This is a genomic window from Streptomyces sp. NPDC087901, from assembly GCF_044742205.1.
Lineage (GTDB): Bacteria > Actinomycetota > Actinomycetes > Streptomycetales > Streptomycetaceae > Streptomyces.
This window is the reverse complement of sequence record NZ_JBIUUC010000003.1, coordinates 359,894-374,105: the sequence shown is the minus strand read 5'-3', so window position 1 is coordinate 374,105 and position 14,212 is coordinate 359,894. Positions and strand designations below refer to the sequence as shown.

Genomic DNA, 14,212 nt, shown 5'->3' with positions numbered 1-14,212 from the left:
TGTGCACGGTCCTCAGCGTGCGGCGCTGTCGCAGGCTTTCGGGTGCGCTCGCGTCGTGTTCAACGACGCGCTGTCGAGCGCAGGTAGGACCGGGATCCCTGATCCCGGCGCAGCGCGAAGAAGCAGGAACCCACCGAGACGGTCCGCCGACCGTGGTAGGGCTCCCCGTCCTTCAGGACGGGGAGCGGAACTCAGTCCTTGACGCCGAAGAAGGGTTCCAGCGGCTTCGGGAGCAGGTCGTTGCAGGACAGCTGGCCCGCCTTGGTGAGGGAGTCGTTCACGCAGGTGTAGTAGTCCCGGTAGACCAGCTGCACGGTGAACGTCGTCGCGACGATGGACAGGGCGATCAGCGCCGTCACCAGGCCACTGACCGCGGCTGTCGTCTGCTGCCGGCTGCCGCGCTGGACGTAGTTGGTTCCCTGCGGGTCTGCCGAGGCAGTGGATCCGGTGATCGGTGCCGGTGCGGACGACGGGCCGGGCGCGGTTCCGTGGCCCTGCCCGAGGGTGCCCGTGCCGGGGGCTCCGGCAGGGCCGGCCGCCTCTCCCTGAGCCGACGGCTCCTTCCCCTTGGCCCGGAGCGCGCTGATCGACCAGTAGGTGGCGAGTGCGCCGAGCAGCAGCGCGATCTCCGGGAGGTCGAAGAGCGCGAAGAAGAAGGCCCACATGCCGGAGAGCAGTGAGTAGCGGGCGCGGCGCTGGATCGGGTCGGTCGGGTCCCAGCGCAGGCCGCCGCGGGGGCTCTCCGGGCCGCCTCCCTGGCCGTTCGTTCCGCCGGGCCCGGTGGGGCGTCCGCCGAAGTTGCCGTTCTGGCGCCCCGGCTGGTGGCTGCTCCACTGGCTGCCCCAGACGGGCCGGCTGTCGGAGGAGCCGCCCTCGGGGGCGTCACCGGAGCCGCCGTCGCCCTCGCCGTTGCCGTTCGTACCGCCGTTGACCGGGTGGCGCGGCTGCCACGGCTGGTCGGGGCGGTCCTCGGGCGGCGGGGCGAACGGGTTGTCGTCACCGGGGCCGGAAGATCCGGAGGAGCCGGCCGGCGAGGAGGAGGGCGGCGTCGAAGAGGAAGAGGAGGAAGGCGTGGAAGAGGAGCCCGGTGCTGGGGACTGGCGTTCCCGCATCAGCAGTGAGGACCGCTCGGGCAGCGGGTGGCGGAAGGCGGTGCGGCGGCGTCGGTCCGGCATGTGGTGAACGTCTTCCCCATCTCGTCATTTCCGCCCGGCGGACGGTTCCCTGTCCCCTGACGCTACCCTCCGGCGCGGAGGGGCCGGAAGCTGGGCGTACAGGCGGGGTGGCCGGCAGCTGCCACCCGGACCGCCCGCCCCTGCCGGGCCGGCGGTCACCGGACCCTCACCCCCGTCAGACGAGGGTCTCCCGAGGTGCCGGTATCGTTGCTGACGGTCGGCTCGTTCGTAGAGTTCCCCGTATCGAGGGACGCGATTCTTTCGTACGACCGTACAAACAGCATGGCCGTCGTGCCGCCGCTCCCGCAATGTGGCGGGTGGTGCGGCCGCTTCGAACTGCTCCACACGTGAGAAAGGGCCCAGCCGTGGCCTCCCCGCTCTCCTCCGCCGGACCGGCCCGTCTGGTCGTCCTGGTCTCCGGTTCCGGTACGAACCTCCAAGCCCTGCTCGACACGATCGGCGACGACCCCGAGGGGTACGGCGCCCGGATCGTCGCGGTCGGCGCGGACCGCGACGGCATCGCAGGTCTGGAGCGGGCCGAGCGCGCCGGGCTTCCCACCTTCGTGTGCCGGGTCAAGGACCACGCGACACGTGAGGAGTGGGACGCGGCGCTCGCCGCGGCCACCGCCGAGCACCGCCCGGACCTCGTGGTGTCCGCGGGCTTCATGAAGATCGTGGGCAAGGAGTTCCTCGCCGGGTTCGGCGGCCGGTTCGTCAACACCCATCCCGCCCTGCTCCCCAGCTTTCCCGGTGCCCACGGTGTGCGCGACGCGCTCGCGTACGGCGTGAAGGTCACCGGGTGCACCGTCCACTTCGTCGACGACGGCGTCGACACCGGTCCGATCATCGCGCAGGGCGTGGTCGAGGTGACCGAAGAGGACACCCCGGAGGGTGAAGCAGCCCTCCATGAACGCATCAAGGAAGTCGAGCGCAAGCTGCTCGTCGAGGCCGTGGGGCGGCTCGCCCGTGACGGCTATCGCATTGAGGGACGAAAGGTTCATCTCGGTCATGTCGGTGAATAAGCCCATCCGCCGCGCCCTGGTCAGTGTCTACGACAAGACGGGGCTCGAAGACCTCGCGCGCGGTCTGCACGAGGCGGGTGTCGAGCTGGTCTCCACCGGCTCCACCGCCGGGAAGATCGCGGCCGCCGGAGTGCCGGTCACCAAGGTCGAGGAGCTCACCGGCTTCCCCGAGTGCCTCGACGGCCGCGTCAAGACGCTGCACCCGCGCGTCCACGCCGGCATCCTGGCCGACCTGCGCCTGGACGCCCACCGCGAGCAGCTCGCCGAGCTCGGCGTGGAGCCGTTCGACCTGGTGGTCGTCAACCTCTACCCGTTCAAGGCCACCGTCGCCTCCGGCGCCTCCGACGACGAGTGCGTCGAGCAGATCGACATCGGCGGCCCGTCGATGGTCCGCGCCGCCGCCAAGAACCACCCGTCGGTCGCCGTCGTCACCAGCCCGGAGCGCTACGCCGACGTCCTCGCCGCCGTCAAGGCGGGCGGCTTCGACCTGACCGCCCGCAAGCGGCTCGCCGCCGAGGCCTTCCAGCACACCGCCGCGTACGACGTGGCCGTCGCCTCCTGGTTCGCCGCCGACTACGCCGCCGCGGACGACTCGGGCTTCCCCGACTTCTTCGGTTCGACGTACGAGCGCAAGAACGTCCTGCGCTACGGCGAGAACCCGCACCAGCCCGCCGCGCTCTACACCTCCGGCGGCAGTGGCCTGGCCGAGGCGGAGCAGCTGCACGGCAAGGAGATGTCGTACAACAACTACACGGACACCGACGCCGCGCGCCGGGCCGCGTACGACCACGCCGAGCCGTGCGTCGCGATCATCAAGCACGCCAACCCGTGCGGTATCGCGATCGCCGACGACGTCGCCGAGGCGCACCGCAACGCGCACGCCTGTGACCCGCTGTCGGCGTTCGGCGGCGTCATCGCCGTCAACCGCCCGGTGACGGTCGCGATGGCCGAGCAGGTCGCGGAGATCTTCACCGAGGTCATCGTCGCCCCGGCGTACGAGGACGGCGCCGTCGAGGTGCTCGCCCGCAAGAAGAACATCCGCGTGCTGCGCTGCCCCGACGCCCCGTCCGCCGAGGTCGAGGTCAAGCCGATCGACGGCGGTGCGCTGCTCCAGGTCACCGACCGCCTCCAGGCCGACGGCGACGACCCGGCCAACTGGACGCTCGCCACGGGTGAGGCGCTCTCCGCCGACGAGCTCCGTGAGCTCGCCTTCGCCTGGAAGGCCTGCCGCGCGGTCAAGTCCAACGCGATCCTGCTCGCCAAGGACGGTGCCTCGGTCGGCGTCGGCATGGGCCAGGTCAACCGCGTCGACTCCGCGAAGCTCGCCGTCGAGCGCGCGGGCGAGGAGCGGGCGCGGGGCGCGTACGCGGCCTCCGACGCCTTCTTCCCCTTCCCCGACGGGCTGGAGATCCTGACCGCGGCCGGCATCAAGGCCGTGGCCCAGCCGGGCGGTTCGGTCCGCGACGAGCTGGTGGTCGAGGCCGCGAAGAAGGCGGGCGTGACGATGTACTTCACGGGCACGCGCCACTTCTTCCACTGACACGCGTCGCACCCGGGCGGCCCGGGTAAGACGGAAGGCCGCCAATTCCCCCCGAACGAGTGGGGAATTGGCGGCCTTCGCCATGCAGTGAGGGTGGTTACACCTTCAGCATGCTCACTTCGTCTTGATGACGATGGTGCTGCCGGCGCGGTCGTGCCAGCCCTGGAGCTTGCCCGAGTTGTCGAAGAAGGGGGAGAGGTAGACCAGCAGCGTGCCGAGACCGCAGAAGAGCGAGCCGACCATCGGGATGATCCAGCGGATGAAGCCCGCACCCAGGCCGGGGGCCTGGCCGGTGTTCTCCCTGACGACCTTGACGTTGAGGACCATCTTGCCGAGCGTGGCGCCCCAGATGGAGACCATCAGCCACTCGTAGAGCAGCGCGATCAGCGCGAACACGGCGATGAAGCCGAGGAAGCCCGCGAGGATGCCGACGCCGGCATCGGCCGCGTCGTTCACGCACTGGGTGTAGGCAGGAGTGCCGTACTCCATGCCGCTGCAGTCGTCGATGGACTCCGAGGCGCCCACGAGGCCCGCGACGCCGATCACCGAGAAGATCACGTAGAGGATGCCGTACGCGACTGCGTCCAGCGCACGCGCGCCCAGGCGGCGCCCCATCGTGGCGAGTTCGACGGTGCCGAGGCCCGCGACGTTGATGTAGCCGTTGTTGGCCTGAAGGGTGCCGCCCGGCTGCTGGGGCGGGTAGCCGTAGCCGGGCTGGCCCTGCGGGGGCACGCCGGGCTGCTGCTGCGGGTAGCCGTAACCCGGCTGACCCTGCGGCGGGACGCCCTGGGGGGCCTGCTGCGGGTAGCCGTATCCGGGCTGGCCCTGGGGCGGCTGGCCCTGCGGCGGCTGGCCGGGCTGCTGCCCGTAGGGGTTGTTCGGGTTCGGGTCGCCGAAGCTCATCTGGGGCGTTCCTCCAACGGACGTACGGGGACGAATGCGGCCGCGCGGAGGAAAGAAAACATCAGCGGTCCGCCCCCCGGGTACTTCTGCGGCACTGCGGCCTTCATCGTTATAAGCAGGACGTAAGTTTGTCCAGCTGCTGCCCAGTCGCCGTCCAAGAAGTTGTCCAAGTGCAACCTTGTGTCCACGGTCGCGCCCGCAATTGGTCCGCGGGCCGGGTCATCCGCGAGAATGTCCCCATGACTGCCCAGATTCTCGATGGCAAGGCCACCGCAGCTGCGATCAAGTCCGATCTCACCGTCCGCGTAGCGGCCCTCAAGGCCCGGGGCATCACCCCCGGCCTGGGAACTCTGCTGGTCGGGGACGACCCGGGCAGCAGGTGGTACGTGAACGGCAAGCACAAGGACTGCGCCCAGGTCGGCATCGCCTCCATCCAGCGTGAACTTCCCGACACCGCCACGCAGGAGGAGATCGAGGACGTCGTCCACGAGCTCAACGCCGACCCCGCGTGCACCGGTTACATCGTGCAGCTGCCCCTGCCCAAGGGGATCGACACCAACCGCGTCCTGGAACTCATGGATCCGGCCAAGGACGCCGACGGCCTGCACCCGATGAGCCTGGGCCGGCTCGTGCTCAACGAGCAGGGCCCGCTGCCCTGCACCCCGCAGGGTGTCGTGCAGCTGCTGCGTCACCACGGTGTCGAGATCAACGGGGCGCACGTGGTGGTCGTCGGGCGCGGTGTCACCATCGGCCGGTCGATCCCGCTGCTGCTGACCCGCAAGTCCGAGAACGCCACGGTGACCCAGTGCCACACCGGCACCCGTGACCTCTCCTCCCACCTCCGCCGGGCCGACATCATCGTCGCCGCCGCAGGCGTGGCGCACATCATCAAGCCCGAGGACGTGAAGCCGGGTGCGGCCGTGCTCGACGTCGGCGTCAGCCGCGACGAGAACGGCAAGATCGTCGGCGACGTCCACCCGGGCGTGGCCGAGGTCGCCGCCTGGATCTCGCCGAACCCGGGCGGTGTCGGTCCGATGACCCGCGCGCAGCTGCTCGTCAACGTGGTCGAGGCGGCCGAGCACGCCGCCGACGCCGTCTGAGCCGGCTGATCCGATCCGGAAGGAACCCCATGGGTGCTGGTACGAGTCCGGCCGACCGGGCCGCCTCGGCGACCGGCCCGGCCGCCGAGCAGGCGGAGGGCACGGCTGAGGCCGACGCCGCGGCCGACGCCCCCGCCGCAGATACGGCCGACGGCCCTGCCGAGGGTTCTGAAGGCCGCACCGGCAGCCACCCGGAACCCGGCCCCGACGCGTCCCCCGCGGCGCGCCGGTCTCGGCGTTTCCCGTCGTTCACCCGGGACACCGCGCGTCCCGAGGGCGGTGGCCGTGCCGCGAGCGGGGACGCCCCGGCGCCCGCCCGCCAGTGGCCGCTGCTCGCCGTGCTCTGCACGGCCGGGGCCGGCCTGCTGATCGTGGCCGCCGACCCCTTCGCCGAGGCCTTCAGGATCGGCACGATCCTGATCGGTGTGGCGCTCATCGGGGGCGCGGTCCTGCGGCTCCTGGTCCCTTCGGTGGGCATGCTCGCGGTGCGGTCCCGCTTCACCGACCTGGTGACGTACGGACTGCTGGGCGTCCTCATCGTGATGCTGTCGCTCATGGCGCAGCCCAAGCCGTGGCTGGACATCCCGGTCCTGGAGGACGCGGTCCACTTCACGATCCGCTGAGCCCGGCCGGTCCGAACGGTGTCCGTCCCCTCCCCCGAGAAGGGACGGACACCAGGGGCGGGGCCCACCGGAGAGAAAAGCTCCGGAAAGTGGCGACTTGAGCGGCCTTGCCCCGTCCTGACTTCAGCCTTGTTGACGGGGGTCGAGGGTTCAAGGGATGGCTGTGCCCTGTGGCACGGAAGTGACCATTCCGCCACGGTGTGATCGCTGGGCAACGGAGGCGGGACCGCCCCCGGCCGCAACAGAGTGGGGGCGCGCGAGCGTGCGCGCGGACGCCTGAATGCCACCATGCGCTGCCTTCTCAGGAACTGGCGGTCCGCGTTTGCGCATCTACCTGGGTAGTCCGGAACGGAAGACCACCGGTCCGGACAGGGGGCAGACCGTGCGCGGCGCAGCGGAAGCCGGGCGAACCGAACGGGACGCACATGCAACGAGTGGTAAGCGGTGCAGCAGTAAGTAGGGGGAATTGATGCCTCGTTGGAAGGCGCTGCCGGAGGAGCTCGATCCACAGATCCGGGAGTTCACCGGCCAGTTGCGCAGACTCGTCGACCGCGGCGGGCTGAGCATCGCCGCGGTGGCCGACCGCACGGGCTACAGCAAGACGTCGTGGGAGCGGTATCTGAACGGCCGGCTGCTCGCTCCCCGCGGGGCGATCGTCGCGCTCGCCGAGGTGACCGGTACCGACCAGGCCCATCTGAACACCATGTGGGAGCTGGCGGAACGGGCCTGGAGCCGTGCCGAGATGCGCCACGACATGACGATGGAGGCCATCCGGATCACTCAGGCGCGGGCCGCGCTCGACGAGGCCGGGACCCAGCGCGGCCACGGCGGTCCCCGTCCCTCCGGAGCCGTCGGTACGGCGAGGGGCGAGGAGGAGGGCACGACGCCGGGCGAGGGCCACTCACCGTCCGTGCCGGCTCAGCGCGGGTCCCTTCCGCGGGTCCCGCAGCAGCCGCGGACCGGTCCGGACTCCGCCCCGGTCCGCGGCGTGCCGCCCGACGTGGCTTTCGGCGTCGGCGGACCGCGACCGCCCACGCCCGGTGACGGCGGGCGTGGCACGGCCGGGGGCGGTCGCAGGACGGCCGCGATCGCGGCGGCCGTCGTGGGCGTTCTGCTCGTGGTCACCGGTGTGGTGCTGCTGATCGGCTCGGACGGCGACTCCAAGGGCGACGCGGCCGCGCCCACGCCCTCCCCGACGCCGACGGCCAGCGCTCCGGTGCTGCCCGCCGGGGTCGAGTGCAGCGGCTCCGCATGCGCGGGCCAGGACCCCGAGGCCATGGGCTGCGGCGACGGACACGCCCGTACGCTCTCCAGCGCCACCGTCGGCACAAGCGTCATAGAGGTGCGCTACAGCAAGGTCTGTGCGGCGGCGTGGGCGCGGATCACCAAGGCGGCCCCCGGCGACTCCGTGGAGATCAGTGCGGGTGCGGCCGGGCAGAACGGCACGGTGGACGCTGCCGCGGACGCGGACGCCTACACCCCGATGGTGGCGGTGAAGCGGATCGCCGACGCCCGGGCGTGCGCGACGCTCGCCTCCGGTACGCGGGGGTGCACGGCCGAAGCGGCGGGGTGAGCCGAAGGGTGTAGTCGGGTGAGCGGGGAGTGACGGGTTGTGTGCGGTGCCACAGGGGGGCGGGCGGCCGCGGGGTTCCGGGTCGGATAGCCTGGCCGACGGATATCTCTTCACATCAAGATTCAGGGATGTCCCGCACCAGGGGCCCGGAGCCCCCACCGCCAGCTGTCTAACGGAGAAGGCCATGACCCGCACTCCCGTGAATGTCACCGTGACCGGCGCAGCCGGCCAGATCGGCTACGCGCTGCTCTTCCGCATCGCCTCCGGCCACCTGCTCGGCCCGGACGTGCCGGTCAACCTGCGTCTCCTGGAGATCCCGCAGGGGCTGAAGGCCGCCGAGGGCACCGCGATGGAGCTCGACGACTGCGCCTTCCCGCTGCTGCGCAACATCGAGATCACCGACGACGCCAACGTCGGCTTCGCCGGCGCGAACGTCGCCCTGCTCGTCGGCGCCCGCCCGCGCACCAAGGGCATGGAGCGCGGCGACCTGCTCTCCGCCAACGGCGGCATCTTCAAGCCGCAGGGCAAGGCGATCAACGACAACGCCGCTGACGACATCAAGGTCCTCGTCGTCGGCAACCCGGCCAACACCAACGCGCTCATCGCGCAGGCCGCCGCCCCGGACGTGCCGGCGGAGCGTTTCACCGCCATGACCCGTCTGGACCACAACCGCGCGATCTCGCAGCTGGCCGCCAAGACCGGTGCCGCCGTCTCCGACATCAAGAAGCTGACGATCTGGGGCAACCACTCGGCCACCCAGTACCCGGACATCTTCCACGCGGAGATCGCCGGGAAGAACGCCGCCGAGCTCGTCAACGACGAGGCGTGGCTGGCCGACACCTTCATCCCGACCGTCGCCAAGCGCGGCGCCGCGATCATCGAGGCCCGTGGCGCGTCCTCGGCCGCCTCGGCCGCCAACGCCGCCATCGACCACGTGCACACCTGGGTCAACGGCACCGCCGAGGGCAACTGGACCTCCATGGGCATCCCGTCGGACGGCTCCTACGGCGTCCCCGAGGGCATCATCTCGTCCTTCCCCGTCACCACGGAGAACGGCACGTACAAGATCGTCCAGGGTCTGGACATCAACGAGTTCTCCCGTGCGCGCATCGACGCGTCGGTGAAGGAGCTCACCGAGGAGCGCGACGCGGTCCGCGAGCTCGGCCTGATCTGATCCGTCGGTCCCCTCGCGGGACACGGACGCCACCGCCCCCGGCAGCAGAGTCATTCGCTGCCGGGGGCGGTGGCTTTTTTCGCGTACGTACGGTGTGCCGATGCCTCAGGACGCGCGCAGCCCGCCGGCGGTCTCGCCCAGGGCCGCCATGGCGCGGCGCTGGAGGCCGGGGCCGAACGTCACGCGGGCGGCGCCCAGTTCACCGAGACGCCGCGGACCCGGACCGCCCGGCCGGGCGAGGGCGTTCAGCGGCAGCGGTACGGCGGCGGCCAGGCGGGGGAGCGCCTCGGGCGGCGCCATGATCGGGTAGACGCCGTCGGCGCCCGCCGCCACGTACAGCAGCGCGCGGCGCACCGTTTCGGCCTCCTGGTCCGTGCCCTCCGGGACGCCGGTGACATACGTGTCCACCCGGGCGTTGACGAACAGCCCGTCCCCGGCAACCGCCCGCACCTCCGCCAGCCGGTCCGCCTGCCGGCGGGCATCCACGAGGACCCCGTCCACTGTGTCCTCCAGATTGCAGCCGACGGCCCCGGCGTCGAGCAGCCGCTCCACCAGCTCCCGGGGCGCCAGCCCGTACCCGGCCTCGATGTCGGCCGACACGGGTACGGAGACGGCGCGGGCGATCCGCGCCACCGCCGCGAACATCTCGGCGGCGGGCGTGGCCCCGTCCTCGTACCCGAGCGAGGCCGCCACCCCGGCGCTCGGTGTGGCGAGGGCCGGGAACCCCGCGTCGGCGAGAACGCGGGCACTCGCGGCGTCCCACGGGCCGGGGAGGACCAGCGGATCGCCGGGGGCGCGGCCGTGGTGCAGGGCGCGGAGGACGGACGCGGTCATGGTGGAGGCCTCCTGAGGCGTCGGCGGGCGGGGCGGGCGGGGCGGACGAGAGTCAGGAGCGGTGGTCGCCCGGGGTGTAGTGCCCCGGGACCATCCGGGTGGTCACGGCGAACCGGTTCCACGAGTTGATCGTGATGATCGCGGCGATGAGATGGGCGAGCTCGGCCTCGTCGAAGTGGATCGCGGCGTTCGCGTACACCTCGTCCGGAACGAAACCGTCGGTCAGGACGGTCATCGCCTCGGCCAGCGCGATCGCGGCGATCTCCTTCGGTGTGTAGAAGTGCTGCGACTCCTCCCAGGCGCTGAGCTGCACGATCCGCTCGATGGACTCACCCGCCGCGAGTGCGTCCTTGGTGTGCATGTCGAGGCAGAACGCGCAGTGGTTGAGCTGCGAGGACCGGATCTTCACCAGCTCGGCCACGACCGGGTCGAGCCCCTTGCGGGACGCGGCCTCCAGGCGGGCCATCGCCTTGTAGACGTCGGGGGCGTGCTCGGTCCACTGCATGCGGGGGGTGTGCTCGGGGGCGTACTCGGAGGTCGCGTGGTGGTGTGTGTTCGTCGTCATGGATATGACGCTACGCGGCGAGTGGCGCACCTGTATGGTCCATTCCCATGACAGATGCCTGGGCCACTTTCGGGTCCGACCTGCATATCGACCTGACCGGATCGAGCGGGCTGCGGGCCGGCCTCATGGACGCTCTGCGGGAGGCGGCCCGGACCGGCCGGCTCGCCCCCGGGACCCGGCTGCCGTCGTCCAGGACCCTCGCCGCCGACCTCGGTATCGCCCGCAACACCGTCGCCGACGCCTACGCGGAACTGGTCGCCGAGGGCTGGCTCACCGCCCGGCAGGGCTCCGGCACCCGGGTGGCGCAGCGGTCCGAGCCCCGCCCGTCCGCCACCAGGGCACCGCGCACCCGGCCGCACCGGAGCAGCCCCACGTACAGCCTGATGCCCGGCTCGCCCGACCTGGCCACGTTCCCGCGCGCCGAATGGCTGAAGGCTGCCCGCCGCGCCCTCACCCGCGCACCCAACGACGCCTTCGGCTACGGCGACCCGCGCGGCCGCATCGAACTGCGCACCGTGCTCGCCGACTATCTGGCACGGGCCCGCGGGGTGTACGCGGATCCCGAACGCATCGTGGTCTGCGCCGGCTTCGTCCACGGGCTGAGGATGATGGGGCAGGTGTTGCGGGAGCGTCGCGTGCGCGAGGTGGCCGTCGAGTCGTACGGACTGGACGTGCACACGAGCCTGCTCACCGACGCCGGTCTGCGCATCCCCTGTCTCCCGCTCGACGGACTCGGCTCCCGGACCGGCGAACTGCACGGGATGCGGGGCGCGGGCGCGGTGCTCCTGACACCCGCTCACCAGTTCCCGACCGGTGTGCCGCTCCATCCCGACCGGCGGGCGGCGGCCGTCGACTGGGCGCGCAGCACCGGTGGACTGATCCTGGAGGACGACTACGACGGAGAGTTCCGCTACGACCGCCAGCCGGTCGGCGCACTCCAGGGACTGGACCCCGAACGCGTCGTGTACCTGGGGACGGCCAGCAAGTCCCTGGCGCCGGGGCTGCGGATGGGGTGGATGGTGGTGCCGCAGTCAATGGTGGGCGAGGTGACCGCGGCCAAGGGCTGGAGCGACTGGGCGTCGAGCGCGCTGGACCAGCTGACACTGGCGGAGTTCATCGCGTCCGGCGCGTACGACCGGCATGTGCGTTCCATGCGGCTGCGCTACCGCAACCGCCGCGACCAGCTGGTCGCGGCACTGGCGGAGCGGGCCCCGTCCATCCGCGTCAGCGGAATCGCCGCCGGGCTGCACGCCGTACTGGAACTCCCGGAGGGCAGCGAGGCCGCGGTGATCCGTGCGGCGGCCTGGCAGGGCCTCGCGGTGGAGGGGCTGTCCTTCTTCCGGCACCCGGACGCCGAGGTGCGGCGCGAGGCGCTGGTCATCGGATACGGAACACCGACCGACAGTGCCTGGGCGGGGGCGCTGGACGCGCTTGTACGGGTGCTGCCGTAGACGAGGCGCAGCCGGGCGGTGACACGCCCCACCGGGCGCGATGCTTCGGCCCTCGTACGGCGGCGCATCCGTCCTCCGCTGTCGTGAAGGACGGGTGAGGTCGTGCTGCCCGCAGTCCCGTCCGGCCGGACGCGCCGTCCGGTGAGCGTCACCAGCAGGCCGGCAACGGGGTCGACCACGGTGAACACGTCGAGGTGCCCGGATTCCAGCCGCGCCATCGCCTCCTCCTGCCGGCTCTGGTCCTCGGCCCACTCCCGGAGCTCGTTCAGCACACCGGAGCTGTGAAGGACCGCCGACCGTACGCCCATTTCTCCGGAACACTCCGCGCCGGACGGAACACCACGTCCCTCCGCGACTCGGAGCGCCTGCCTTCGCAGCCACCGAAGAGCGAGCCGGCGATTCCCCACCACGACCTCGCCCAGCGAGACGGCGCGCTGTCCGTTCGTCACGGTGATCTCCGCCGCGTATCCCACACCGGTCATGGCGCGCTCTCCTTGTCCAGATCCACCAGATCCACCAGACCCAGAAGCCGATCGACTGCCACGCGCCAACCCTCCGACTCGACGTCACGATCGACGTTCCGTGCGTCGATCGATGCGTTCAGCCCGGCAAGGAACAACGCGCGGAACTCCGGGTCCGATTCGATGCGTTGCAGCTCGGCCAACGGCTCGTCCTGCCTGGTCCGGTGTGCCTTCACGACTCCTCCCCGTGCTCGGCGGCCCGGTGTCGCCTACGCAGCACCCGGCAGTCGGTCTCCCTGCTCGCGTCCCTCTCGCTGTGTGCGACGGCTTCTGCCGCGTCGAGTTCCTGGCAGCCCTGGCACTCGGCTGCCTCGGCTCTCTGCGGCGAACCAGGGGTCACAGCGCACCCCGACTTCGCGCGTTCTGCTCGGCGTTCAGTGCACTGAGACGCTCGCCGGCCGTGGCGAGGCGGACGTGTTCGGGGACGGCTTCCCACGCGGGGCCTCCGCCGACGGGCCGCAGCGACCAGTACGGGCCGGAGACCCCGCGGAACTCTCCGACGCGGTCCTTGCGGCCCCCGTCCACCACGAGTGCTCCGGCGGGAGGAAGTTGGATGCGCTTCTGCCCAGGCATCGCCGCACCTCTCTGTAGTCATTTCGCTACCAAGGGCGTTCAGCGTGGCCTAGGGTCAGGCTGTCTTCAACGTGGCGCAGGAGGAGGGCACATTGGTAAACCGCAAGGAGCTGAACCCCGAAGCAAGCGCCCAGGCGGCGTTCGGTGCGCGTTTGCGCAGACTGCGCGAAGGGCGGGGCTGGACCCAGGATCGCCTGGGAGTGCTGGTTGGCTGCACTGGCAGGCATATTTCGGCGATTGAAACTGGTCGCAAGTCGCCAACCCTGCCGTTTTCTCGCAGGGTTGACGCGACTTTGGGCACGGCCGACACCGCCGATTCCTTCGAGCGCGAGTGGCGGGAGATCAAGCACGGCAACTTGCTGGAAGGCTTTCCGGAGTACGTCGGCTTTGAGGGCCGCGCGGTGGAGATCCGGCTTTTCGAGATCGGGATCATCCCAGGGCTGTTGCAGACGCCGGAGTACGCGAGGGTCTTGGCGGCCAACGCCGTGCGGCTGGGTGCTATCACGCCCGAACAGGCCGAGGAGCGAGTCTCGTTCCTGGCGGAGCGACAGGCGGCACTGGTGCGGCCCCGGCCCCCCATGGTGTTCGTCACCCTGGACGAGAGCTGCATCCGTCGGCCCATTGGCGGGGCCGCGGTGATGGATGCCCAATTGGCGCGTCTCGTCGAGTTCGCGGGACTGCCGAACACCCTGCTCCAGGTGGCACCGTACGAGATTGGCGAGCGTCGCACCTTTGACCTGCCCGTCAACCTGCTGACCCTGTCGGACCGGTCCGTGCTCGGCTATGCCGAGTCTCAGGCGCAGGGACACCTGGACCGGGAAACTACGTCCGTGGTCCCCATGTTGACGGCCTACCATCAACTACAGGGCGAAGCGATGTCGCAAGCGGCATCCGTGGCCATGATCAGTGAGTTGCGAAAGGGCATCCCGTGACGACCGAATCCCCCCGTTGGTTCAAGTCCTCGTACAGCAACAACGGCGGCAACTGCGTCGAGGTCGCCGCCAACCTCGTCGCCTCGCGCGGCGTCGTCCCCGTCCGTGACTCCAAGGTCCTGGCCGGCCCGGTCCTGAGCGTTCCCGCCGCCTCGTTCGCCTCCTTCGTGGCGGGCGTCAAGGGCGGAGAGTTCGGCGCCGTCTGAGGGCGCGGCCCGGCACGTAC

The 14,212-nt window shown here is 71.1% G+C and carries 16 protein-coding genes; 10 read left to right on the top strand and 6 right to left on the bottom strand.

All coding sequences use genetic code 11. From position 1 onward, the window contains the following. The first annotated feature begins 1 nt into the window (after position 1). A complete protein-coding gene (locus ACIOEW_RS11255; protein ID WP_401963353.1) occupies positions 2 to 202 on the top strand; it encodes a helix-turn-helix domain-containing protein in 201 nt (66 codons plus the stop codon). Here ACIOEW_RS11255 and ACIOEW_RS11250 read toward each other — a convergent pair. Then, the gene (locus tag ACIOEW_RS11250) at positions 192 to 1,175 is read right to left on the bottom strand and encodes a hypothetical protein (protein ID WP_401963351.1); all 984 of its coding nucleotides are present in this window, start codon (positions 1,173 to 1,175) and stop codon (positions 192 to 194) included. The two genes, ACIOEW_RS11255 and ACIOEW_RS11250, sit on opposite strands and share 11 nt — an antisense overlap. A gap of 365 nt (positions 1,176 to 1,540) precedes the next feature. On the opposite strand from ACIOEW_RS11250, the gene purN reads away from it, so the two are divergent. Next, positions 1,541 to 2,197 (top strand): phosphoribosylglycinamide formyltransferase, encoded by a 657-nt coding sequence (gene purN / locus ACIOEW_RS11245; protein ID WP_362546171.1) that lies wholly within the window; start codon positions 1,541 to 1,543, stop codon positions 2,195 to 2,197. Next, complete coding sequence (gene purH, locus ACIOEW_RS11240) at positions 2,184 to 3,737, top strand: bifunctional phosphoribosylaminoimidazolecarboxamide formyltransferase/IMP cyclohydrolase (RefSeq protein ID WP_401963349.1); 1,554 nt, start codon at positions 2,184 to 2,186, stop codon at positions 3,735 to 3,737. Before purN ends, purH begins: the two co-directional genes overlap by 14 nt. A 114-nt stretch (positions 3,738 to 3,851) precedes the next feature. Here the strand turns inward: purH and ACIOEW_RS11235 are convergent, their stop codons facing one another. Further along, entirely contained in the window at positions 3,852 to 4,640 is a 789-nt protein-coding gene (locus ACIOEW_RS11235; RefSeq protein ID WP_362546177.1) for an RDD family protein, read from the bottom strand. A gap of 239 nt (positions 4,641 to 4,879) precedes the next feature. On the opposite strand from ACIOEW_RS11235, the gene ACIOEW_RS11230 reads away from it, so the two are divergent. The 4 genes from ACIOEW_RS11230 to ACIOEW_RS11215 all read left to right on the top strand — a co-directional run bounded on the left by ACIOEW_RS11230 (position 4,880) and on the right by ACIOEW_RS11215 (position 9,110). Further along, positions 4,880 to 5,740, top strand: a complete 861-nt coding sequence (locus ACIOEW_RS11230) for a bifunctional methylenetetrahydrofolate dehydrogenase/methenyltetrahydrofolate cyclohydrolase (protein WP_401963346.1) — start codon at positions 4,880 to 4,882, stop codon at positions 5,738 to 5,740. A 29-nt stretch (positions 5,741 to 5,769) separates the two neighbouring features. Then, positions 5,770 to 6,363: a DUF3017 domain-containing protein gene (locus ACIOEW_RS11225; RefSeq protein WP_401963345.1), complete on the top strand. Its 594-nt coding sequence runs from the start codon at positions 5,770 to 5,772 to the stop codon at positions 6,361 to 6,363. A 469-nt stretch (positions 6,364 to 6,832) separates the two neighbouring features. Continuing rightward, on the top strand, positions 6,833 to 7,936 hold the full coding sequence (locus ACIOEW_RS11220; RefSeq protein WP_401963344.1) for a DUF2690 domain-containing protein: 1,104 nt from the start codon (positions 6,833 to 6,835) through the stop codon (positions 7,934 to 7,936). A 184-nt stretch (positions 7,937 to 8,120) separates the two neighbouring features. Beyond that, positions 8,121 to 9,110, top strand: coding sequence for a malate dehydrogenase (locus tag ACIOEW_RS11215; protein WP_351001114.1), 990 nt, complete (start codon positions 8,121 to 8,123; stop codon positions 9,108 to 9,110). A 105-nt stretch (positions 9,111 to 9,215) separates the two neighbouring features. Here ACIOEW_RS11215 and ACIOEW_RS11210 read toward each other — a convergent pair whose 3' ends face one another. Continuing rightward, positions 9,216 to 9,944: an isocitrate lyase/phosphoenolpyruvate mutase family protein gene (locus tag ACIOEW_RS11210; RefSeq protein WP_401963342.1), complete on the bottom strand. Its 729-nt coding sequence runs from the start codon at positions 9,942 to 9,944 to the stop codon at positions 9,216 to 9,218. Between the two features lie 52 nt (positions 9,945 to 9,996). Beyond that, positions 9,997 to 10,509, bottom strand: a complete 513-nt coding sequence (locus ACIOEW_RS11205; RefSeq protein WP_362546192.1) for a carboxymuconolactone decarboxylase family protein — start codon at positions 10,507 to 10,509, stop codon at positions 9,997 to 9,999. 47 nt (positions 10,510 to 10,556) lie between these two features. Here ACIOEW_RS11205 and ACIOEW_RS11200 point away from each other — a divergent pair, with 47 nt between their 5' ends. After that, positions 10,557 to 11,960 carry a PLP-dependent aminotransferase family protein gene (locus tag ACIOEW_RS11200; protein ID WP_401963339.1) on the top strand — a complete coding sequence of 468 codons (1,404 nt, stop codon included), beginning with the start codon at positions 10,557 to 10,559 and terminating at the stop codon, positions 11,958 to 11,960. A gap of 478 nt (positions 11,961 to 12,438) precedes the next feature. Here ACIOEW_RS11200 and ACIOEW_RS11195 read toward each other — a convergent pair whose 3' ends face one another. Together ACIOEW_RS11195 and ACIOEW_RS11190 are read right to left on the bottom strand one after the other, a co-directional pair. Next, positions 12,439 to 12,657, bottom strand: coding sequence for a hypothetical protein (locus tag ACIOEW_RS11195; RefSeq protein ID WP_401963338.1), 219 nt, complete (start codon positions 12,655 to 12,657; stop codon positions 12,439 to 12,441). A 160-nt stretch (positions 12,658 to 12,817) separates the two neighbouring features. After that, positions 12,818 to 13,054 (bottom strand): hypothetical protein, encoded by a 237-nt coding sequence (locus ACIOEW_RS11190; RefSeq protein ID WP_401963337.1) that lies wholly within the window; start codon positions 13,052 to 13,054, stop codon positions 12,818 to 12,820. Between the two features lie 92 nt (positions 13,055 to 13,146). Here ACIOEW_RS11190 and ACIOEW_RS11185 point away from each other — a divergent pair, with 92 nt between their 5' ends. Continuing rightward, a complete protein-coding gene (locus ACIOEW_RS11185) occupies positions 13,147 to 13,986 on the top strand; it encodes a Scr1 family TA system antitoxin-like transcriptional regulator (protein WP_401963852.1) in 840 nt (279 codons plus the stop codon). After that, positions 13,983 to 14,192: a DUF397 domain-containing protein gene (locus ACIOEW_RS11180; protein ID WP_401963335.1), complete on the top strand. Its 210-nt coding sequence runs from the start codon at positions 13,983 to 13,985 to the stop codon at positions 14,190 to 14,192. The genes ACIOEW_RS11185 and ACIOEW_RS11180 overlap by 4 nt, the downstream gene beginning before the upstream one ends. Positions 14,193 to 14,212: the final 20 nt, after the last annotated feature.

Bases quoted from the DNA above. Each gene is read 5' to 3' on its own strand.
- ACIOEW_RS11250 (WP_401963351.1), bottom strand. From the start codon at position 1,175: ATGCCGGACCGACGCCGCCGCACCGCCTTCCGCCACCCGCTGCCCGAG.
- ACIOEW_RS11190 (WP_401963337.1), bottom strand. From the start codon at position 13,054: ATGCCTGGGCAGAAGCGCATCCAACTTCCTCCCGCCGGAGCACTCGTG.
- ACIOEW_RS11225 (WP_401963345.1), top strand. From the start codon at position 5,770: ATGGGTGCTGGTACGAGTCCGGCCGACCGGGCCGCCTCGGCGACCGGC.
- ACIOEW_RS11200 (WP_401963339.1), top strand. From the start codon at position 10,557: ATGACAGATGCCTGGGCCACTTTCGGGTCCGACCTGCATATCGACCTG.
- ACIOEW_RS11220 (WP_401963344.1), top strand. From the start codon at position 6,833: ATGCCTCGTTGGAAGGCGCTGCCGGAGGAGCTCGATCCACAGATCCGG.
- ACIOEW_RS11235 (WP_362546177.1), bottom strand. From the start codon at position 4,640: ATGAGCTTCGGCGACCCGAACCCGAACAACCCCTACGGGCAGCAGCCC.
- ACIOEW_RS11230 (WP_401963346.1), top strand. From the start codon at position 4,880: ATGACTGCCCAGATTCTCGATGGCAAGGCCACCGCAGCTGCGATCAAG.
- ACIOEW_RS11215 (WP_351001114.1), top strand. From the start codon at position 8,121: ATGACCCGCACTCCCGTGAATGTCACCGTGACCGGCGCAGCCGGCCAG.
- ACIOEW_RS11210 (WP_401963342.1), bottom strand. From the start codon at position 9,944: ATGACCGCGTCCGTCCTCCGCGCCCTGCACCACGGCCGCGCCCCCGGC.
- ACIOEW_RS11205 (WP_362546192.1), bottom strand. From the start codon at position 10,509: ATGACGACGAACACACACCACCACGCGACCTCCGAGTACGCCCCCGAG.
- purH (WP_401963349.1), top strand. From the start codon at position 2,184: ATGTCGGTGAATAAGCCCATCCGCCGCGCCCTGGTCAGTGTCTACGAC.